The sequence below is a fragment of the Leeia oryzae DSM 17879 genome, from assembly GCF_000376945.1.
GTDB lineage: Bacteria > Pseudomonadota > Gammaproteobacteria > Burkholderiales > Leeiaceae > Leeia > Leeia oryzae.
In genome coordinates, this window is the sequence record NZ_AQXU01000018.1 from 68869 (window position 1) to 89552 (window position 20684).

Below are 20684 nucleotides of genomic sequence, written 5' to 3' on the forward strand. Positions count from 1 at the left end.
TCCGGTCTATGTGACTGGCTTACTGCGCCCCTTCGTCATGCCCGTGATCCAGCCCCAGCTCCTGTACCTTGCGGGTCAGGGTATTGCGCCCCAGCCCCAGTAACTGTGCAGCTTCTATCCGGCGGCCATGGGTAAATTTCAGGGCTTCGGTAATCAGCGTGCCTTCAAAGCGATGGGTTAACGCTTCCATGATGCCGCTATCGCCACGATGAAACGCAGCCAACGCCTCTGTCGCCAGTGCCTGTTCCCAGGAAGCATCAGCACTAGCAGCCGGGGATTGCGATGCATCTCCGTCGCGGAATTCGGGCGGCAGGTCTCCCACATCCACCCGCTGGCCTGGCGCCATCACGGTCAGCCAGTGACACAGGTTTTCCAGCTGGCGGACGTTACCCGGTAATGGGTGATGCTCCAGCACCTCCAGCGCGGCATCGGTCATCTGTTTGGGTTCGCCGCCCAGCTCCGCGGCGCTTTTTTGCAAAAAGTGGCGTGCCAGCAAGGGGATATCCTGTGAGCGCTCTCGCAATGCCGGCAAGCGCAGGCGAATCACGTTCAGACGATGGAACAGATCCTCGCGGAAACCGCCCTCTTTCACCCGGGTTTCCAGGTCCTGGTGGGTAGCCGCAATCACCCGGACATTGGCCTTGACGGGCTGGTGCCCGCCGACCCGGTAAAAGTAGCCGTCCGACAGCACCCGCAACAGGCGGGTTTGCAGCTCGGCGGGCATGTCACCGATTTCATCCAGGAACAGGGTACCGTTCTCGGCCTGCTCGAAGCGCCCTTGCCGCTGTGCTTGTGCGCCGGTAAACGCACCGCGCTCATGGCCGAACAGCTCGGACTCCAGCAAGTCACGCGGAATGGCGGCCGTGTTAATGGCAATAAACGGCTTATTGCTGCGCGGACTGTGACGGTGCAAGGCACGGGCGACCAGCTCTTTGCCCGAACCGGATTCACCGGTAATCAGGACCGTGGCGCTGGAATTGGACAACCGCCCGATGGCGCGGAACACGTCCTGCATGGCGGGCGCCTGCCCGAGGATGTCAGCCTGGCTCAAGGTTGGCTCGGGCTGGACAGACACCGGGTTGGTCGACAGCGCACGCTCAATCAGGGAAATGGCCTGATCCACATCAAACGGTTTGGGCAGGTATTCAAATGCCCCGTTCTGGAACGCCGACACGGCGCTGTCGAGATCCGAATAGGCGGTCATGATGATGACCGGAATGTTCGGGTGCAGATCACGCAGCTCGCGCAGAAAATCCAGGCCGCTTTCGCCCGGCATGCGAATGTCGCTGACTACTACCTGCGGCAGATTGCCCGACAGGGCAGCGCGGGCACTGGCGATATCCGGAAAGCTCTCGAACTGGATATGCGCGCGGGCCAGGGCCTTTTCGAACACCCAGCGGATGGAGCGGTCATCATCAATAATCCAGACTTGTGGCATAACAGTTTCCTGATCAAAACTTGGTGACGGTCGCAACCGTTAGCAGTTGTTGCCCAAGGGCAGCAACATCGTAAATTCCGTGTGACCCGGCCGGCTGGTAAAGTCCAGCGTGCCGCCATGCTGGTGAACAATGCTCTGCGCCAGTGACAGCCCAAGCCCCGTCCCTTCGGCCCGGCCGGTCACAAGCGGGTAAAACACATGCGGCTGCAACGATTCCGGAATGCCGGGGCCGTTATCGATGATGGAGATCTGGATCGCCAGCGGATAGCGCTTGCGGTGCAAGGTCACCTGTCGGGCAATGCGGGTGCGGAAGGTGACGTCCCCTGCCCCGCCCAGCGCCTGCACGGCATTCTTGACGATATTGAGCACCACCTGGATCAGCTGCCCGCGGTCTCCATGGATATCGGGCAAACTGGCATCGTAATCACAATGAAACGTCACCCGGCGCTGGGTTTCGGCGCTTACCAGCTGGCGTACCCGCTCCAGCACTTCGTGAATGTTCAGTACCACCAGTTGCGGTTTCGGGTTTGGCGTCAGCAGGCGGTCCAGCAGCCCTTGCAGACGGTCAGCCTCGGCACGGATGACCTGGGTATATTCCTGCAAGGCCGGGTCGGCAAGTTCATGCTCCAGCAGCTGTGCCGCACCGCGAATCCCGCCCAGCGGGTTCTTGATCTCGTGCGCCAGGTTGCGCATCTGCTCGCGGTTGGCGTCTTGCTGTCGCGCCATCTGTTCTTCCTGCGCCGCCCGCCATTGCGGGTCGATCGGCGTCAGCTCCAGCAAGACATCCGCCTGGGCGCGCAGGCGATCATCCAGCGGGATGGTTTGCATGTTCAGATGCACTTCGCGGCCGGCGTGCAGCAGCATCAGGTGCATGTCGTATTCCCGGCAGGCCGTTTGCTGCCGGCGGGTCTGTCTGGCGGCTTGCAACAGCGCATTGACCCCCTCGCCAAAAAAGTGTGCCAGAGGCCGTCCGATCAGGTGCCGGTTGCTGACTTCCAGCATTTGTTCTACCGCCGGATTGGCAAACACGATGCTGTCTTGTGCATCCAGGGCAAAGACCGGGTGTTCAAGCCAGTCCAGACCGGCAAACGGTGCGGTAGTTACTGCGGGCTCTAGCGAAGAAGTCACCAGCTTGTCTCTCTGTAGTAAGCGTCGTGTTGATGAACAATGACCCAGCCTCGCGGCGGCTGTCATGCGGTATAACTAGCAAAAACCAAGCCAGCATGAATTGCACCAAAAACCGCCGGTTTCGCGCATTCTGGCACCAGTTTATACAGCGCCCTGACCATCATGCACCATTATAGTGCATACCAATAAAAACGCCGGTGGGACTCACCGGCGTTTTTATTGGTATGCGAGAAATTGGCTCAGTATTCTTTGACGCCCGCCAGTTCTTTTTGCAGGGCTTCGATATTTTTCTGGTGAATGGTCACGCTTTCCTGAATACGGCTCTGCTTGTCGATGGGCAGCTTCTTGGTCGCAGGGTCCATCAGGGCCTTGCGGGAATCGTCCAGCATTTTCTGTTCATCCGCCAGCTCCTGGTTCAGCACCTGATAACGCATGGCATCGCGTTTTTTCTGGGTGTCGGTATCCACTTTGGGGAAACTGGCCGGAGAGGCTGTGGCGGTACTTTTGGGCTTGGCAGGTGCATCTGCGCCAACCGTGGCGTCTTCCAGATAAATGCGTTTGCCACCCTTGGTCGGGATATTGGTATAGGTGATGTTGCCGTTAGCATCGACAACCTTGAAGATGGCATCCGCCAGCACCAGATTAGGTAGCAGCAATGAGAGCAGCAGATACTTTTTCATGGTGGTACCCTGACGTTTTTGATGACTGGTCTTAGAGTCTATGCCAACAGCACGGCCACCGCAAGGAAAGCGCGCACGGCAAGGCGCATGAGCCGATAACCGGCCGGGATAACCGCCACATGCCCATAAAAAAACCCGCACCTGGGTGCGGGTTTTTCAGGAAGCGTCTTCCAACGCGTACAACCAGCCCTTATTACAGGCTGTAGTACATCTGGAATTCGACCGGATGCGTTGTCATGCGGGTCTTGTTCACTTCTTCCATCTTCAGGTCGATGTAAGCATCGATGAAGTCATTGCTGAACACGCCGCCACGGGTCAGGAACTCGCGGTCTGCATCCAGCGCTGCCAGTGCTTCTTCCAGGCTTGCACAAACGGTAGGAATCAGTTTGTCTTCTTCTGGTGGCAGGTCGTACAGGTTCTTGTCAGCTGGATCGCCTGGGTGGATCTTGTTCTGGATACCATCCAGACCGGCCATCATCAGTGCAGAGAAGCACAGGTACGGGTTGGCCAGCGGATCAGGGAAGCGGGTCTCGATACGGCGAGCCTTGTCCGATGCCACGTGTGGAATACGGATAGAGGCTGAACGGTTCTTGGCAGAGTAAGCCAGTTTCACCGGAGCTTCGTAGTGAGGAACCAGGCGCTTGTAAGAGTTGGTACCCGGGTTGGTGATGGCGTTCAGGGCTTTAGCGTGCTTGATGATACCGCCGATGTAGTACAGGGCCATATCAGACAAGCCGGCGTAGCCGTTGCCTGCGAACAGGTTTTTGCCATCTTTCCAGATAGACTGGTGCACGTGCATGCCAGAGCCGTTGTCGCCAACGATTGGTTTTGGCATGAAAGTCGCGGTTTTGCCGTACTGGTGCGCCACGTTGTGAACCACGTACTTCAGGGTCTGGGTCCAGTCGGCACGCTCTACCAGGGTAGAGAACTTGGTACCGATTTCACACTGGCCAGCGGTGGCCACTTCGTGGTGGAACACTTCAACCGGGATGCCCAGCTCTTCCAGGATCAGCACCATTTGTGCACGGATGTCGTGCAGGCTGTCGACTGGAGGCACAGGGAAGTAACCGCCTTTAACGCCTGGACGGTGACCGGTGTTGCCGCCTTCGTATTTCTTGTTGGAAGACCATGCAGCTTCTTCGGATTCGATTTCTACGAAGCAGCCGGACATGTCGATGTTAAAACGCACGCCGTCAAAAATGAAGAATTCTGGCTCTGGACCGAAGAAAGCGGTGTCACCAATACCAGAGGCTTTCAGGTAGGCTTCTGCGCGCTTGGCGATAGAGCGTGGGTCACGGTCATAACCTTTGCCATCGGCAGGTTCGATCACGTCACATGTCAGGTAAACGGTTGGCTCGTCGAAGAACGGGTCCAGACGGGCTGTGTTTGCATCTGGAGACAACAGCATGTCAGAAGCCTGAATGCCTTTCCAGCCGCCAATGGAAGAACCGTCAAATGCGTGACCATGTTCAAACCACTCTTCGTCTACCACGTGGGCAGGGATCGTTACGTGCTGCTCTTTGCCGCGTGTATCGGTAAAGCGCAAGTCAACAAATTTAACATCATTTTCTTTGATGAGTTTCAGTACGTCGGCGACAGCCATTACGTTCTCCTAATAATTGATAACCCGTTACATACAGCACAGCAAAAATTTAGCACAAGATTTGCTCACGAAATACCAAAGCATGATCTGTGCCAGCTTAAAAATGTCGCCCCAAAGCCAAAGTGCGGCGGCGGTTCAACAAATCCGCCGAATACACGCACCAATTTGGTGCCTTTAAAAAAGTAACGCACCAAAAAAGTGCGCTGCATGCATAAACAGATGTCTAGTGTACGTCACACACGCAGAGCGTGCGATAATAGATTGAATACTGACATCTGATCATGACACATTCTTGACGAGGTTTATCATGAGTGAAGCAAACAATATCCTGCTGATTGCGCGGTCCAGAGGAGAGCAGCTGGGTCTGCCCTATGCCGGCGCGCTGGAGCCTGCCGAGGCACATACGCTGCTGCTGGCCCATCCGGAAGTCAAACTGATCGACGTACGTTCGGCAGCGGAATGGGCGCTGGTAGGCCGCATTCCCGGCGCCATCGAAATCGAGCTCAAGTCGTTCCCGGGCATGGTACCCAACCCGCATTTTGCGGACCAGTTAAAGCAACGGGTGAGCCCTGAGCACACCGTACTGTTTATCTGCCGTTCCGGCGCTCGTTCGCACGATGCAGCCATGCTGGCACATACGCTGGGCTACGCCGCCGCCTATAACGTGCTGCAGGGTTTCGAGGGCGACAAGGATGCCAACGGACACCGTGGCAACGTCAATGGCTGGAAAGCCCATCGGCTACCATGGATACAGAGCTGAGACGATGACCGACACATACGCAGTGGTGGGCAACCCGATCGCCCACAGCAAGTCCCCGCTGATTCACGCCCGTTTTGCGGCGGACAGTGGCGAGGATCTGGTGTACGAGCGTTTGCTGGCGCCGCTGGACGGTTTTGCAGCTACCCTGCGCCAGTTTGTGGCTGACGGCGGCAAAGGACTCAACGTCACCGTCCCGTTCAAGCTGGAAGCGTTTGACTATGCCCGCACCCGCGGGCAACTGACCGAACGTGCGCAACTTGCCGGCGCCGTCAATACGCTCAAATTTGAGCAAGACACCGTACTGGGCGACAACACCGACGGTGCAGGTCTGGTCCGGGATATCACACTCAACCTGTCGACCCCGCTTCAAGGCAAGCGTGTCTTGCTGCTGGGGGCTGGCGGTGCGGCGCGTGGCGCGCTGGGTCCGCTTGTCGATGCCGGTCCGGCCGCCATTACCATTGCCAACCGCACCCCGGCCAAAGCCAGCGAGCTTGCCGCGATGGTGAGCCCCGAACACACTCACGTGACTGCCAGCAGTTTTGATGCTTTGAGCGGACCGTTCGATGTCATCATCAATGCCTCTGCCAGTAGCCTGCAGGCAGCCGAACTGCCCCTGCCGGCGCAAATTTTCCGTGACTGTGCACTGGCGTACGACATGATGTACGCCGCGGAGCCAACCCCCTTTATGCAGCAGGCCGAACGCAACGGTGCCCGGCGCACCGCAGACGGTATCGGCATGCTGATCGAACAGGCGGCAGAGGCGTTTTATGTCTGGCGGCAGGTACGCCCGGATACGGCACCGGTGTTCCAGCTGCTGCGGCCAGCCTGATCCCGGCCATACACCGTGGACCGTTTAACCTTTTTACCTACTTTGATGACTTCTGACCCCACATGAGTGCAACCCTAACTGCAGGAAATTACAGCCAGAAGAAGCGCGGCTTCTGGTTCTGGACCAAACGGATTATCGGCTGGAGCATTTTGCTGTTTTTGCTCTATAACCTGTGGATCTTCATCCAGGTCTGGTGGATGATCGACCACAACCCGGACAACACCGCGTTCATGAAAAGCCAGCTGGCCGAGATTCGTCAGGATCATCCGGATGCAGTGTTGCAACATCAGTGGGTGTCATATGACAAGATTTCCCGCAACCTGAAAGCAGCACTGGTGGCGTCGGAAGATGCGAAGTTCGTGGACCACAAAGGGTTTGACGTGGAAGGGCTGAAAGTCGCTTTCCAGAAAAACCTGAAACAAGGCCGCATCGTCGCAGGCGGATCTACCATCAGCCAGCAGCTGGCCAAAAACCTGTTCCTGTCCGCCAGCCGCAATCCGTTGCGCAAAGGGGAAGAAGCCATCATCACCGTGATGCTGGAACAGATGATGACCAAAGAGCGGATTTTCGAGATTTATCTCAACAGTATCGAATGGGGCGTTGGCGTGTTTGGTGCCGAGGCGGCTGCGCGTCATTATTACAATACCAGTGCCAGCAAGCTATCGGCTCGTCAGGCGGCCAAACTGGCGGCCATGGTGCCAAACCCGAGATATTACGACGACCACCGCCAGGATGGTCGCCTGCGCCGCAAGACCGGGATTATCTTGCGCCGGATGGGCTCTTCCGATATTCCGGACTAAGCCGCTTACCTGACCGCTCCCTCAGGTGCGGATGTCCCCAGCCGACTCCGGTACGGGGACAAGGGGTGGCGGGTCTGGTAGTTTCTTGCGCATGAGCGGTGACCGCATCGGGGCATCCGGCGGTGGCGCATGATGCCGCTCCTTGCGGTCTTCCCAGCGTTTGCGCCGTTGTGCCAGCGCCCGCTCCAGCTCGGTTTTCTCCTGCGGGGTCAGGGTACCGTTCTTCCATTTTTCCAGCAGGGCGGCCTGCTTCTGCCAGCGCAACCGTATCTTGGCGGCGTCTTCCGCCGAAATATCCCCATTATCGATTGCCTGCTTTAACCGGCGTTCCCGCCATTGCTGCTGCCGCTGGATCTGTGCTGGCGAGGGCATGTCGTCCTGACTGGCCTGCCAGCTGGGCACGGCGTCTCCGCCCGGCGCCGCCAACGCGGACACCGGAATCAGGCCGGGACCGGCCATCAGGAGGCCGATCAGATAATGAACGGATTTCATGCGTATGTTTTACCTTAAAACGGCGCCGTACACGGTCGGGCAGGTGACTGCCGGCGCATGCCCCCATTGTAGCAACAGCGATGCAATAGCGTCACGATGAGCACCAGCCCTAGCGGCTGGCCACCTGGTCATCATGCTTCTGCCGATAAATGTCCCGCGATGCATGACGCTTGTCGCGTAACAGTTTGCGCCGCTCCTGGGGACTCAGCTCGCCATCTTTCATGTCTTGTTTGCGCTCCCGGTGAATGGCGCGCTGCTCGGCATTCAGGCGAATGCGTTCATGACGGGTCAGCTCGCCGCTTTCGACCCCCTGGTGGATGCGTTTGTGCATGTGCAAAGGACCGGAGGTTTGCTGATTTTCAGCCGTTCCTTCCGCCCATGCCGATTGTCCCATGAAACCGGCGGCCAGCATGACCATCAGGCCAGATAACGAAATGCGCATACAGAACTCTCCTTGGGTTAATGCGTTTCGGACAAGCTCTATCGTGCCGGCGGCGTGTAAAGGAGATGTGAAGGGCCAGGCCTGCTTTGTAAAAAGTCGTAACCATTCGCGCATCTTGCAGTGATTTGATACAACTTTCATGGCGGCGAGGCTTTCGGTCACGGCTTTTTTTGCTAAAGTGAGGCCATGGAAAAAAATCAGAAACGACTGCTGCTTATTGACGATGACGCACGCATCCGCGAGCTCTTGACCCGCTACCTGACCGAACAGGGGTTCGAGGTGGACGTCTATGCCGACGCCTCCATGCTGGACAAGCGCTTGCAGCAAAAACGCCCGCACCTGCTGATTCTGGATCTGATGCTGCCCGGCGAGGATGGTTTGTCGGTGTGCCGGCGCATCCGCGCCCAGGGCGATACCTTGCCGATCATCATGCTGACCGCCAGAGGCGACGACATCGACCGCATCATCGGGCTGGAAATGGGGGCAGACGATTATCTGCCCAAGCCGTTCAACCCGCGCGAGTTGCTGGCCAGAATCCAGGCCGTTTTGCGCCGCCACGCAACCCCGGCCGCACTGGCGGCCACCTTTGAGCCCGGCGAGGTGTACGAGTTTGCCCAGTTTGTGCTGGATGCCGGCCAGCGCAAACTGTTCAAGAACGGTGAGGACATCCCGCTCAGTCAGGCCGAGTTTTCTTTGCTGAAGGTACTGGCCATGCACCCGCGTCACCCGTTGTCCAGGGAGCGTTTGCTGGAGCTGTCGCGCGGCCGCGAATTTGAAGTATTCGATCGCAGTGTCGACGTGCAGATTTCCCGCCTGAGAAAACTGATTGAAGACGATCAGGCCAATCCGCGCTATATCCAGACGGTATGGGGGTTTGGCTATGTGTTTGTGCCGGATGGTGGTACCCGTTGAAAGCCGTCTGGCAGCGCTGGATTCCGGACTCGCTGTTTGCACGGCTAACCGTGCTGCTGCTGGTCACGCTGGTGATCACCCAGCTGTTTGCCATCAGCCTGTTCCGCTACAACCGCGACCAGTTGCTGGCCCGCCAGGTCAGCGAGCAGATCGTGGACGCCATGGCCGAACTGGAAATGACCATGGAAGGCATGGACGCCAGCGACCAGCAGGATTTTCTGGAGGTATTCAACCGGCCGTATGGCATCAACCTGCATCCGGCCAGCCAGCTGCAGCCACCCGCCGATATTGACACCGATACCCGGCTGACCCGGCAGATTGTCAAACGCCTGCAGAGTGACCATATCCCCTTCAGCCAGCTGGGCTTGCAAATGCACCCGCGCTGGCGCTTGTGGCTGCACGTGAATGTCCTGGGAAAACCCTACTGGCTGACCCTGCCGCTGGGCCGATTGCAGCACGAAAACCAGACACCGATGATCTGGATGGGGATTGGCATCACCATATTTGCCCTGCTGGCGGCCTCGTGGTTTGCCTGGCGCATGAACCGGCCACTGCGGCGGCTAAGCGATGCCAGCCAGGCGCTGGCCCGGGGAGAGCAACCCACCCCGCTGGAAGAAAGCGGCCCGCGCGAGCTGCGACTGCTGGCCAGACAGTTCAACCACATGATGCAGTCCCTGCAGGCCGCCGACCAGGAGCGGCGGCTGATGCTGGCCGGCATCAGTCACGATGTCCGCACCCCGCTGACCCGGCTGCGGCTGGGTATTGAAATGATGCAGGACGACTCCCTGCGCGATGGCATGTGTACCGACGTGGCCGACATCGAGCGCATCGTGCAGCAATTTACGGCGTTTATTGGCGGGGAACCCGACGAAGCGTGGGTCGACACGGATCTGGCCTTGCTGTTGCAGGCGTTGGCACAGCGGTTTGATCGCGCCGGCCAACCGGTGACGCTGCATCTGGACCCCTTGCCGCGCATTCTCGTCAAACCCCTGGCCATCGAACGCCTGCTGGCGAATCTGCTCGATAACGCCAGGCGTTACGGGGCGCCATCCTTTGACCTGAGTGCCAGACCGGAGGGCGAATGCATCCGGATCGAGGTGCGGGACCATGGACCGGGCATTGCCGACGCCGATATCGCCCGGCTGATGACGCCCTTTGTGCGCGGCAATGCCGCCCGTGGGGGTGACGGCGGCAGCGGACTGGGCCTGGCCATTGCTGAACGCATCGTCAAAGCCCATGGCGGGCGTATTGCACTGGAAAATGCACCGGGGGGTGGCTTGCAGGTCAACCTGCTGCTGCCACTCAGACCACCGGCCTGAGGACGGCATGCATCAGCCGTCAAAGGTACGGCAGCCGACTTCGGTCTGATCATCCGTCTTGCCGGCCCGAATGAACATCAGCGGCGGATAGGGGTTCTTGCGGGAGCGTTTCTGCATCCAGACACCGGCGACATACCGGTCTTCTTTGCGCATGCGCTGTGGTAGCGATTGTGCGCCCAGTTGCCGGATCAGCTGCTGCGGGCTGGCCGCCAGCACCACATAGAATTCACTGCCGCTATCGGCCCAGTAGCGGATGACCCGGGTGTGGTACCCCAGCACCGACACGGGCCGGTTTAACAGCCAGACATCTTCTGGCGGGCCATCCGGCACCGCGCTTGCGACCGGCACCCCCAGCCGCCTGAGCGACGCCAGGAACACCGGGTCTTGTACCGGCGCCACAAAATCCTGCTGGCAACGAACATTGCTCCCCACCCAGGACTCGAACTGTCCCCACCCTTGCAGGTGAGGTTGCGCCACGGCAGATACGCCGGTCAGTGCACAAACCATCAGCCACGGCCAACTGCGCCATGCGTGCCAAGAACGATAAAAAGGAGCCAGCATGAACCATCCGACATCAAAAACAGGCTTCCATGCTAGCAAAACCACGGCAAACTGCACCGGTACAGTCAGGGACAAAACCGCAGACACTTGCATCCTGTACTGATGCGCACACACAGTCAGCAATCGCACACCGGCAGCTGGCTACCATGGCCAAAATATTGCACAAAAGCCGCAAACCGCACAGCCAAGCGCGGCATTCAATGTTACAATCGCTCCTGTTGCGGCCCAAGCGCCGCTTACGGATTTCCCGACATGGACTTACCTAGTTATCACTTGATGACAAAGCAGCAGAACCACTACCACCGTTGATCCCCAGCAGCGCCAATGCCTGCCTGTCGGGGCGGAGTTTGGCGTATGACCACAGAATTCAAACAAGAAACACCCGAGAACCTGCAAGAATACCTGAAGCAGGTCGTTGCCTTGCTGCACAAGCAGGCACAGCTGAAAGAATCTTTCCAGAAGCAGGAACAAGACATCGATAGCGCCGAGCTAGCGGCCCTGCTGCACGCGCACCAGACCGAGCTGCAGCAGCATCTGGATGACCTGCACCCGGCCGATATCGCCCACATTCTGGAAGCCCTGCCGCTGGCAGACCGGCTGGCCGTCTGGCATCTGGTACAAGCCGACCGTGACGGCGACATCCTGCTGGAAGTCTCGGATGCGGTACGTGAAACCCTGATCGCCGACATGGATGACGAGGAGCTGCTGGCCGCGGCCGAAAGCCTCGACACCGATGAACTGGCCGATCTGGCGCCAGACTTGCCGGAAGACGTGGTCGCCGATTTGATGACCACGCTGGATGCCCAGGAGCGTGAACGGCTGCAATCGGCCCTGTCGTACGAAGACGACCAGGTCGGGGCGCTGATGGACTTCGAGATGGTCAGCATCCGTGACGACGTCACGCTGGAAGTCGTACTGCGCTACCTGCGCCGCTTTGAAGAACTGCCCAGCCATACCGACAAGCTGTTTGTGGTCGACCATGTCGGTATCCTGAAAGGCATTCTGCCCATCAAGCGGCTGTTGCTGAATGACCCGGACAAAACCGTGGCCGACGTGATGTCGGACGACCCGGTGACCTTCGCCCCCGAAGACGATGCCAGCGATGCAGCCCAGGCTTTCGAGCGCTATGACCTGGTGTCAGCCCCGGTGGTGGATGCCGAAGGCAAGCTGTGCGGCCGCCTGACCATCGACGAAATGGTGGACGTGATCCGTGAGGAATCCGACAGCGAAGCGCTGAACCGTGCCGGTCTGCGCGAAGAAGAAGACATGTTTGCCACACCGCTCAAGTCGGCCAAGAACCGCTGGCTGTGGGTAGCGGTCAACCTGCTGACCGCCTTTATTGCCTCCCGCGTGATCGGCGCCTTTGAAGGTACCATCTCCCATATCGTGGAACTGGCCGGTCTGGCCACCATCATTTCCGGCATTTGCGGTAACACCGGCACCCAGACTACCACCCTGATGATCCGTGGCCTGGCGCTCAAGCAGATTACCGTGCGCAACGTCGGCAAGATTTTTGCCAAAGAAATCATCATCGCCATCATGACCGGCGTGCTATGGGGCGGCATTACCGGCTTCCTGGCTTACCTGATCTACGGCAAGCCGGCCCTCGGGCTGGTCATGGCCACCGCCATGCTACTCAATCTGGTGGTGGCGGCACTGGTCGGGATGATCATTCCGATCACCATGCAGAAACTCGGGCGTGACCCGGCCTTCGGTTCCAGCGTGCTGCTGACCTTCATGACCGACAGCATCGGCTTCTTCATCCTGCTGGGGCTGGCAACCGTGTTCTTGCTGCATTAAGACAACGATGCAGACCACCGTCTCGTCCCTGATCCGCAGCTCCGGGCTGGATCGCACCGATGCCCGGGTACTGCTGCAATACGTACTGGGCGTCAACCGCGCCTGGCTGGTGGCGCACGGGGACGACGTACCGGACGAAGCGAGTTGCAACCGCTTTCATACCCTGGCGGCACGCCGCCTGGCTGGCGAACCGGTGGCCTATCTGGTCGGCGAGCGCGAGTTCTGGGGGCGCCCGTTTCAGGTAACGCCGGATGTGCTGATTCCGCGGCCGGAAACCGAACTGCTGATCGAGACCGCGCTGGCCACGCTGGATGTGACCGCGCCGTTGCGCGTACTGGATGTCGGCACAGGGTCTGGCTGCATCGCCATCACCCTGGCACTGGAAGCCCCCGCCTGGCAGGTCAGTGCGCTGGATATCTCGCCTGCCGCACTGCAGATTGCAGCCCGCAATGCCCGCGAGCTGGGCGCAAACGTCACCCTGCTGGAAAGCGACATGCTGGACGCCTTACGCCTGCAAACCCCGCTACCGCAGTTTAACCTGATCGTGTCCAACCCGCCGTATATCCCTGCCGGAGACCCGCACCTCGATCAGGGGGATCTGCGTTTTGAACCGGCGAATGCGCTAACCGACCAGCAAGACGGTTTGTCGTGCTATCGCCATCTGGCCACTTACGCAGGTGCCCTGCTGGCGCCCAACGGCTATCTGCTGCTGGAACACGGCTATGACCAGGGCGATTCGGTGCCGGCCCTGCTGCAACAAGCGGGCTGGCAAAGCGTCGAATGCCTGCCGGATCTGGCCGGACAACCACGCCTGACCCGCGCCCGGCGCCCGCTCGATTAACGCATCGCCGCGCTACCGTTTGTGGTGTAGACTCCTTTTGTCCATTCATTGATGTTTGCCTGCATGTCCCATGTCTAGCCAAGCCAGTATCCGGTCTTATGCCCACCTGCACCACCGGCACGCGCACGAGCATTTCCAGCTGCTGTATTGCATTCACGGGCAATTGCAACTGGAAACCGGCGACCGCCAGCATCTGCTGACCCCGGGCCAGGGCGTGCTGATTCCGGCAGGCAAAGACCATGATTTTGCCGGGCAGGATACTCCCCGCTGTCTGGTACTCGATATCCCGCCCGATCAACCGCTGGCACGCCTCACCCGCCAAGTCTTGCTGGACCACAAGGCACTGCTGGACTTACAGGCACTGGATACGGCCCTGCAAACCCGTGCAGAAGACCCGCTGCTGCAGCGGATTGCCCAAGAGCAAGGCATCCACTGGCTGGCCGCGGCCCATGAACAGACGAGCAAACGCTATCTGCCACTGGCGCAGCTGGATGCCTGGATCACCCGTCATCTGACGGAACCCATCCGTACCCGTCATCTGGCAGACCTGTGCCATTTGTCCGAAGCCCATTTCCGGGAACGCTTTGAAGCCGCCACCGGGCTCAGTCCGTCTCGCTATATCCAGTGGCGCCGGCTCGACGAGGCCAATCGCTGCGTTCGAGCCGGCGTACCGGTAGCCATTGCCGCCAGCCGCTGCGGCTATCAGAGCCCGTCTGCGCTCACCGCCGCCCTCAAGAAGACCCGCGGCCAGACCCCCAGGCAGCTGCGCCAGCATTAGGCCACCCAGTCTCACCACGCATAACCCGCAAATCCCGACGATTCACCCCTGCATTTTCTGGCATGCTCTCCTTTTGAAGAAACAGACATACAGGACATACCAGACCATGGGACCCATTGCTGCTTTGATCGCCATCGTGATGTGGGGTGCGCTCGCCGTACTGGGCGTCTCGCTCGCGCATGTGCCGCCTTTTTTGCTGACCGGTGCCAGCCTGGCCATTGGCGGCCTGCTGACGCTGCCCAAATGGCGCAGCTGGGCCTTGCCGCTAAAAACCATCCTGCTGGGGGTGTATGGCCTGTTCGGCTTTCACTTCTTGCTGTTCATGGCCTTGCGCCATGCGCCGCCAATTGAAGCCAATCTGATCAACTACCTGTGGCCCTTGCTGATCGTGCTGCTGACGCCGCTGTTTTTCCCGGGCATGCATCTGCAGCCTGTGCACTGGCTGGCCGCCCTGGCCGGGGGGGCGGGTGCGGTACTGGCCATCATGGGCGGCAAGCAGATCGGCTGGAGCGGCAGTGTGGTCGGCTACCTGTGCGCCGCCTGCTCTGCCGTGGTGTGGGCTACCTACTCGCTCGGCATCCGCAAAGTCCGGCCATTCCCGACCGCAGCGGTGGGGGGCATCTGCCTGATCTCGGCAGCGCTGTCCTTGCTGTGCCATCTGCTGTTTGAACCGGCAGTCACGCTATCCACGGTCGACATGGGTCATATCGTGCTACTGGGCATCGGACCAATGGGGACCGCGTTCTATCTGTGGGACTGGGCCATGAAGCAGAGCGACCCGCGCAAAATCGGGGTACTGGCCAATCTGACCCCCGTTTTTTCCACCGTGATGCTGCATCTGTATACCGGACGGACGCTGTCGATGAACATGGCCATTGCTGCCTTGCTGATTTCCGGCGCGGCGCTGATGGTGTGGTGGTTCGGGCAATCCCGGTCGACCCCTGCCAAGGCAGCCTGATACCGGACAAGAAAGTCTCCTCGCCAGCGCGGAATCTGGCGAGTTTCCACCCACTGGGCATGGTTTTTTGTTAGTATCGACGCTTCTACGACCGATCGATAGCAGCGACCTTTATGCTCCATATTCAGCGTATCGCCACCGAAGTGGTGACCCGGGTGTTAACCGGACGCAATCTGACCGATACCCTGGCTGACGCCCTGAGAAACCACCCTCAGCTCACCCCGCAACAACGGGGTGCGATACGCGATTTATCCTACGGCACACTTCGCCATTACAACCAGCTGGACGCCCTGGTCAAACGCATGGTACAGCACGCCCCGGCCGACGGCAGAATCAGCATGCTGTTGATGGTGGCCATCTACCAGCTGCGGTTTACCGATGCGGCACCTTACGCCATTGTCGACCATGCGGTGAAACTGGTGACCCGCTGGTTCGAACCCGGCAAGGGGCTAGTCAATGCCGTGTTGCGCCGCGTGCAGCGCGAAGGCGATGCCCTGTGGGCTGAAGTGTGCGCCAAACCGGCCATCCGCTATGCCCTGCCGGACTGGTGGCTCAGCAAATGGCAGGCGGATTATCCGGACCAGTGGCAACAGATTGCCGAAGCCAGCCTGCTGCATCCGCCCATGACCTTGCGCGTCAACCAGCGCAAAACCACTGTTGCAGATTATCTGGCCCAATTGACCGAGGCCGGACTGGCCGCCCGCGAAAGCGGCCCCAGCGGCATTCGTCTGGCACAGCCGGTACCGGTCGACAAACTGCCCCATTTCCACGATGGCTGGGTTTCGGTACAGGATGAAGGCGCGCAAGCGTCCGCCCGTCTGCTGCAAGTCGAGGCCGGCATGCGGGTCCTGGATGCCTGCGCAGCCCCCGGCGGCAAGACCGGCCACCTGCTGGAAACCGCTGACATCGGCCTTGTCGCCATCGATCAGGATGCCAAGCGGCTGGAACGCGTGCAAGAAAACCTGCAGCGCCTCGGACTGAGTGCCGAACTGAAAACCGGTGACGCCAGCCAGCCGCAGGGCTGGTGGAACGGGGTGCCGTTCGACCGCATCCTGCTGGATGTCCCATGCAGCGCCTCCGGCGTGGTACGCCGCAACCCGGACATCAAATGGCACCGTCTGGCCAAAGACATTGCCCAGTTTTCGAAAGAACAAGCCGATATTCTGCGGGCCATCTGGCCCTGCCTGAAACCCGGTGGCAAACTGCTATATGCGACCTGCTCGGTGTTTCCGGAAGAAAACCAGCAGCAGATCGAAGCCTTTTTGAAAGCAACCCCGGACGCACGTCTGGACCCGATTGCAGCAGACCAGCCTTACCAGCAATGGCTGCCCTCCCCTGACCATGATGGCTTTTTCTATGCAAGGCTCGAAAAACTTGGCTAAGCGCCTGACGGGCATCCTCCTCGCCCTGCTGTGTCTGCTGTCAGTATCGACACTGGCGTGGGGAGACATCATCCTGAAAAGCACCCGGGTGCAGCAAAACGACGAAGGCTATCAGCTCAATGCCCACTTCAGCTGCAGCCTGACCCCCAGCCTGGAAGATGCCTTGCGTCAGGGCGTGTCGCTCGGGTTCGTCATCGACCTGGAAATCAACAAGGCGCGCCGCTTCTGGTTTGATACCAATCTGGTCTCGATGCAGCGCCGCTACAAGCTCAACTACTATGCCCTCACCCGCCAGTACCGCCTCTACTACGGGGGTCTGGTACAAAACTTCAGCCGGCTAGACAGTGCCCTGGGCGTGATGTGCAGCCCGTCCGCCTGGCAGGTGCTGGACAAATCCCGCGAAGAACCCGGCCTGACCGCCCGCATCCGCATGCAGCTGGATACCGACCAGCTACCCAAGCCGTTCCAGATCAACGCCATTACCTCCAAAGACTGGACGCTGGATTCGGACTGGTACAGCTTCAACTTTGCCACGGATGCCGCCCCATGAAGAAGCTGCTGATCATCAGCATCTGCATGGCCCTGCTGGTGCTGTACCTGCTGGCCATGGCATCGTCTAACACCGCCCGCTTTACCGGCCATTACAACCAGTTGCTGCTGATCAATGCCACGGTGCTGACCGGCATGTCGATTCTGGTGGGTTACCAGCTGTGGAAACTGCGCAAAAAGCTCAAGGCCGGCGTATTCGGCTCCAAGCTGACCTTGCGTCTGGTGCTAATGTTTGCTCTGGTGGCGGTCCTGCCGGGGGCGCTGGTGTATCTGGTGTCGTTCCAGTTCCTGACCAAGAGTATCGACACCTGGTTTGACGTGCGCGTGGACTCTGCGCTGGACCGGGGGCTTAGCCTGGGTCAGGTGGCACTGGACCACGTACGTCAGGAGCAGGAAAAAAACACCCTCTCGATCGCCCGGCAACTGTTGGAGCGCAAAGGCGATTTGCTGACCAATATCTACCCGCTGCGCGATGAAACCGGGGCCAGCCAGCTGGCAGTATTTACCGCGCGCGGCACCTTGCTGGCCTTTGCCGGCAGCGCCGCACCGGATAACCCGAGCGTGCTGGAACTCAACCAGGTACGCAGCGGACCGGTCTCGTCGATCGAAGGCGGGACGGATCAGGACCATGGGCTGTATATCCGGGTGCTGGTGCCGCTGAAAAACAACCTGCTCGGCAATGACTCGCGCATCCTGCTGTTGCAGCAACCCGTACCCAAGCAGCTGGCCGAGGACGCCGACGTACTGGAGAACATCCGGCGGGATTACAAAACCCTGACGCTCTCGCGCGGTAACCTGCAACTGCTGTACACCGTCACCCTGACGCTCACGCTGCTGATGGCCCTGCTGAGCGTCCTGGCCCTGGCGTTTTTCCTCTCGGACCGCCTGTCTGCCCCGCTCACGGTACTGGCAGCGGGGACACGTGCAGTGGCGCAGGGTGACTTCAGCCAGCGGCATACGGTGCAGACCCGGGACGAACTGGGGATGCTGACCATGCAGTTCAACCGCATGACCCGGCAACTGGCCGAGGCGCGCGACAATGTCGAGCATCAGCAGCTGGCACTGACCGCCACCAACGAATACCTGGAAAGCCTGCTGGCCAACCTGACCACCGGGGTACTGGCGTTTGATGTCGAGATGCACTTGCGCTCGGCCAATGCCGGCGCCGGTCACATTCTCGGTGTCGACATCCATACCCTGCAAGGCGTGATTCTCAAGCACTGGCCGCAGAAGCACAGCCTGCTGCGTGCATTTGCAGAACGGGTCATGCTAGGCTTTGCCGAGGCGGGGCTTGAGCACTGGCAAACCGAGTTCGAGCACAGTGGCCCCAAAGGTACCCAGGTCCTGCTGTTGCGCGGGAGCCGCCTGCCGTCTGCCGAACACGGTTTTGTGGTGGTCTTCGATGACATCACCGACATGATGCAAGCCCAGCGACAGGCCGCCTGGGGTGAGGTCGCCCGCCGGCTGGCGCACGAGATCAAGAACCCGCTGACACCGATTCAATTGTCGGCAGAGCGACTGCAACTGAAATTGAGTGATAAGCTATCATCACAGGATGCAGACATGCTCAACCGCAGCACCCAGACCATCGTCAACCAGGTCGCGGCGCTGAAAAACATGGTAGAAGACTTCAAGGAATACGCGCGCGCGCCCAAACAGCGCTTGCAGCCATTAGAGTTACATGATTTGATCAAAGAAGTCCTTACCCTGTACGAATCCAGTAATATGGTGTCTGTGACGCTTGATCCACGTGTTGCCCTGGTCAACGGCGACCCGACCCGCTTGCGGCAGGTTCTGCACAACCTGCTGCAAAATGCGCAGGACGCGGTCAGTAATGTGCCAGACCCGCAGATCTCGGTCACCACGGAAGTCACCGAATCCGATATCCGGCTGGTGATTGCCGATAATGGCTGCGGTTTTCCGGCAGACATGCTGGCCAGGGTGTTTGAACCCTACGTCACCACCAAGGCCAAGGGTACAGGCCTTGGCCTGGCGATCGTGAAAAAAATATGTGAAGAACACCAGGGAAGCGTGCAGATCATGAACCGTGACCCGCAAGGTGCTGCTGTAACACTGATCTTGCCAAGACTGCACGAGCAGCCGGAGGAAGTTATATGAGTGGTAATGAGATCCTGATCGTCGATGACGAAATGGGCATTCGGGAATTATTGTCAGAAATCCTGCAAGATGAAGGCTATACCGTCCGGCTGGCCGAAAATGCCGCGCAAGCGCGCAGCTATCGTAACCAGCAGCGTCCGGACCTGGTATTGCTGGATATCTGGATGCCGGATTGTGACGGCATCACGCTCCTGAAAGAATGGGCCCGCGCCGGTCAGCTCACCATGCCTGTGGTGATGATGTCTGGCCACGCCACCATCGATACCGCCGTAGAAGCCACCCGCATTGGCGCGCTGGATTTCATGGAAAAACCGATTGCGCTGCAAAAGCTGCTGTCTACCGTGCAGCGTGCCCTCAAGCGCAGTGGTGTTCAACACCAGCCGGAACAGTCACTGGCCAGCCTCGGCAAGGGTGAGGCCATCATGGACCTGAAAGCCCGTCTGGACCAGATCCTGCCGCAAAAGCAGCCTGTGCTGCTGACCGGCGAATACGGCGTGGCGTTCGAACCGTGCGCCCGCTACCTGTTTACGCCCAACACCCCGTGGGTGACCTTGACCACCCCGCAAACGCTGATCGATGCGCCCTTGACCCTGCTGGAACAGGCACGCGACGGCCTGCTGTTTGTCCCGGAGGTTTCCGAACTGCCGCGCCGCGCCCAATCAGGCCTGCTATTGCTGATCAACAAGCTGGACAAGTTCCATGTGCGACTGGTCGCCACCTCCAGCCGTCCTTTGCTGCCATTGGTAACCGACCGCCATTTTGACCACAGCCTGTATCAGGCGCTCAGTACCCTGACCGTGGTTGTACCGCCATTGCGCCAGCATGCCGAGGATGTGCCGGATCTGGCCAACCAGCAGCTGACCCAATTGATCGAGAGCCGCAAAGTACCCCAGCGAAAACTGTCTACCGCAGCACTCAACACGCTGCGGCTGCATACCTGGCCCGGCAATCATCAAGAACTGCTGCAGGTGGTACAGTCCGCGGCGCTGACGGTCTCCGGTGACGAAATTACCGAAACCGATATCCAGCCCTTGCTGCAGCAAAGTGCCGGTATCGAACCGCATCCGGTCGATACCCCGGTGGCCCCTGCCTGCCCGGTGTCCTTCGACCAGCCGCTACGGGAAGCGCGGGATGAATTCGAACGTCTGTATCTGGAATACCATCTGCGGGAAACCGGCGGCAACATGAGTCAGGTGGCCGAACGGGTAGGACTGGAACGTACCCACCTGTACCGCAAGCTGAAACAGCTGGGGGTCAGTATCGGTCGTCGTGGCAGTCACGACGACGAGTAACG

General features: G+C 59.6%; 20 protein-coding genes. 13 read left to right on the plus strand and 7 right to left on the minus strand.

Annotated features, from left to right (window positions below; all coding sequences use genetic code 11):
- Window positions 1-19: 19 nt before the first annotated feature.
- The 4 genes from ntrC to glnA form a co-directional block, all read right to left on the minus strand.
- A complete protein-coding gene (gene ntrC / locus F552_RS0105230) occupies window positions 20-1438 on the minus strand; it encodes a nitrogen regulation protein NR(I) (RefSeq protein ID WP_018150674.1) in 1419 nt (472 codons plus the stop codon).
- Between the two features lie 39 nt (window positions 1439-1477).
- Window positions 1478-2566, minus strand: coding sequence for a nitrogen regulation protein NR(II) (gene glnL, locus F552_RS0105235; RefSeq protein ID WP_018150675.1), 1089 nt, complete (start codon window positions 2564-2566; stop codon window positions 1478-1480).
- A gap of 239 nt (window positions 2567-2805) precedes the next feature.
- The gene (locus F552_RS0105240; protein ID WP_018150677.1) at window positions 2806-3246 is read right to left on the minus strand and encodes a DUF4124 domain-containing protein; all 441 of its coding nucleotides are present in this window, start codon (window positions 3244-3246) and stop codon (window positions 2806-2808) included.
- Between the two features lie 193 nt (window positions 3247-3439).
- Window positions 3440-4849: a glutamate--ammonia ligase gene (glnA, locus tag F552_RS0105245; RefSeq protein WP_018150678.1), complete on the minus strand. Its 1410-nt coding sequence runs from the start codon at window positions 4847-4849 to the stop codon at window positions 3440-3442.
- Between the two features lie 307 nt (window positions 4850-5156).
- Between glnA and F552_RS0105255 the strand changes: the two genes are divergently transcribed.
- From F552_RS0105255 to mtgA, 3 genes are all read left to right on the plus strand, one after another.
- The gene (locus F552_RS0105255) at window positions 5157-5609 is read left to right on the plus strand and encodes a rhodanese-like domain-containing protein (protein ID WP_018150680.1); all 453 of its coding nucleotides are present in this window, start codon (window positions 5157-5159) and stop codon (window positions 5607-5609) included.
- 4 nt (window positions 5610-5613) lie between these two features.
- Window positions 5614-6438, plus strand: coding sequence for a shikimate dehydrogenase (aroE, locus tag F552_RS0105260; RefSeq protein ID WP_018150681.1), 825 nt, complete (start codon window positions 5614-5616; stop codon window positions 6436-6438).
- 62 nt (window positions 6439-6500) lie between these two features.
- Complete coding sequence (mtgA, locus tag F552_RS0105265) at window positions 6501-7238, plus strand: monofunctional biosynthetic peptidoglycan transglycosylase (protein ID WP_018150682.1); 738 nt, start codon at window positions 6501-6503, stop codon at window positions 7236-7238.
- A 21-nt stretch (window positions 7239-7259) separates the two neighbouring features.
- On the opposite strand, the gene F552_RS0105270 is transcribed toward mtgA, so the two are convergent.
- Together F552_RS0105270 and F552_RS18550 are read right to left on the minus strand one after the other, a co-directional pair.
- Entirely contained in the window at window positions 7260-7730 is a 471-nt protein-coding gene (locus F552_RS0105270; RefSeq protein ID WP_018150683.1) for a hypothetical protein, read from the minus strand.
- 109 nt (window positions 7731-7839) lie between these two features.
- Window positions 7840-8172, minus strand: coding sequence for a hypothetical protein (locus tag F552_RS18550; protein ID WP_018150684.1), 333 nt, complete (start codon window positions 8170-8172; stop codon window positions 7840-7842).
- Between the two features lie 186 nt (window positions 8173-8358).
- On the opposite strand from F552_RS18550, the gene ompR reads away from it, so the two are divergent.
- Window positions 8359-9084: an osmolarity response regulator transcription factor OmpR gene (ompR, locus tag F552_RS0105280; protein WP_018150685.1), complete on the plus strand. Its 726-nt coding sequence runs from the start codon at window positions 8359-8361 to the stop codon at window positions 9082-9084.
- A complete protein-coding gene (locus tag F552_RS0105285) occupies window positions 9081-10403 on the plus strand; it encodes an ATP-binding protein (protein ID WP_018150686.1) in 1323 nt (440 codons plus the stop codon). The genes ompR and F552_RS0105285 overlap by 4 nt, the downstream gene beginning before the upstream one ends.
- Before the next feature lie 12 nt (window positions 10404-10415).
- Here the strand turns inward: F552_RS0105285 and F552_RS0105290 are convergent, their stop codons facing one another.
- Entirely contained in the window at window positions 10416-10964 is a 549-nt protein-coding gene (locus tag F552_RS0105290) for a hypothetical protein (protein WP_156802226.1), read from the minus strand.
- Between the two features lie 354 nt (window positions 10965-11318).
- On the opposite strand from F552_RS0105290, the gene mgtE reads away from it, so the two are divergent.
- The 8 genes from mgtE to F552_RS0105330 all read left to right on the plus strand — a co-directional run bounded on the left by mgtE (window position 11319) and on the right by F552_RS0105330 (window position 20682).
- Entirely contained in the window at window positions 11319-12764 is a 1446-nt protein-coding gene (gene mgtE / locus F552_RS0105295) for a magnesium transporter (protein WP_018150688.1), read from the plus strand.
- A 7-nt stretch (window positions 12765-12771) separates the two neighbouring features.
- The gene (gene prmC, locus F552_RS0105300) at window positions 12772-13605 is read left to right on the plus strand and encodes a peptide chain release factor N(5)-glutamine methyltransferase (RefSeq protein WP_018150689.1); all 834 of its coding nucleotides are present in this window, start codon (window positions 12772-12774) and stop codon (window positions 13603-13605) included.
- Between the two features lie 70 nt (window positions 13606-13675).
- Window positions 13676-14383, plus strand: coding sequence for an AraC family transcriptional regulator (locus tag F552_RS19965; protein ID WP_018150690.1), 708 nt, complete (start codon window positions 13676-13678; stop codon window positions 14381-14383).
- 106 nt (window positions 14384-14489) lie between these two features.
- Window positions 14490-15341 carry a DMT family transporter gene (locus tag F552_RS18560; RefSeq protein ID WP_018150691.1) on the plus strand — a complete coding sequence of 284 codons (852 nt, stop codon included), beginning with the start codon at window positions 14490-14492 and terminating at the stop codon, window positions 15339-15341.
- A gap of 113 nt (window positions 15342-15454) precedes the next feature.
- Window positions 15455-16723: a 16S rRNA (cytosine(967)-C(5))-methyltransferase RsmB gene (gene rsmB / locus F552_RS0105315; RefSeq protein WP_018150692.1), complete on the plus strand. Its 1269-nt coding sequence runs from the start codon at window positions 15455-15457 to the stop codon at window positions 16721-16723.
- Window positions 16698-17273 carry a DUF4390 domain-containing protein gene (locus F552_RS0105320; RefSeq protein WP_018150693.1) on the plus strand — a complete coding sequence of 192 codons (576 nt, stop codon included), beginning with the start codon at window positions 16698-16700 and terminating at the stop codon, window positions 17271-17273. Before rsmB ends, F552_RS0105320 begins: the two co-directional genes overlap by 26 nt.
- A complete protein-coding gene (locus F552_RS0105325) occupies window positions 17270-19390 on the plus strand; it encodes a sensor histidine kinase (protein ID WP_018150694.1) in 2121 nt (706 codons plus the stop codon). Before F552_RS0105320 ends, F552_RS0105325 begins: the two co-directional genes overlap by 4 nt.
- Window positions 19387-20682: a sigma-54-dependent transcriptional regulator gene (locus F552_RS0105330; RefSeq protein ID WP_018150695.1), complete on the plus strand. Its 1296-nt coding sequence runs from the start codon at window positions 19387-19389 to the stop codon at window positions 20680-20682. Before F552_RS0105325 ends, F552_RS0105330 begins: the two co-directional genes overlap by 4 nt.
- The last annotated feature ends 2 nt before the right edge of the window (window positions 20683-20684 follow it).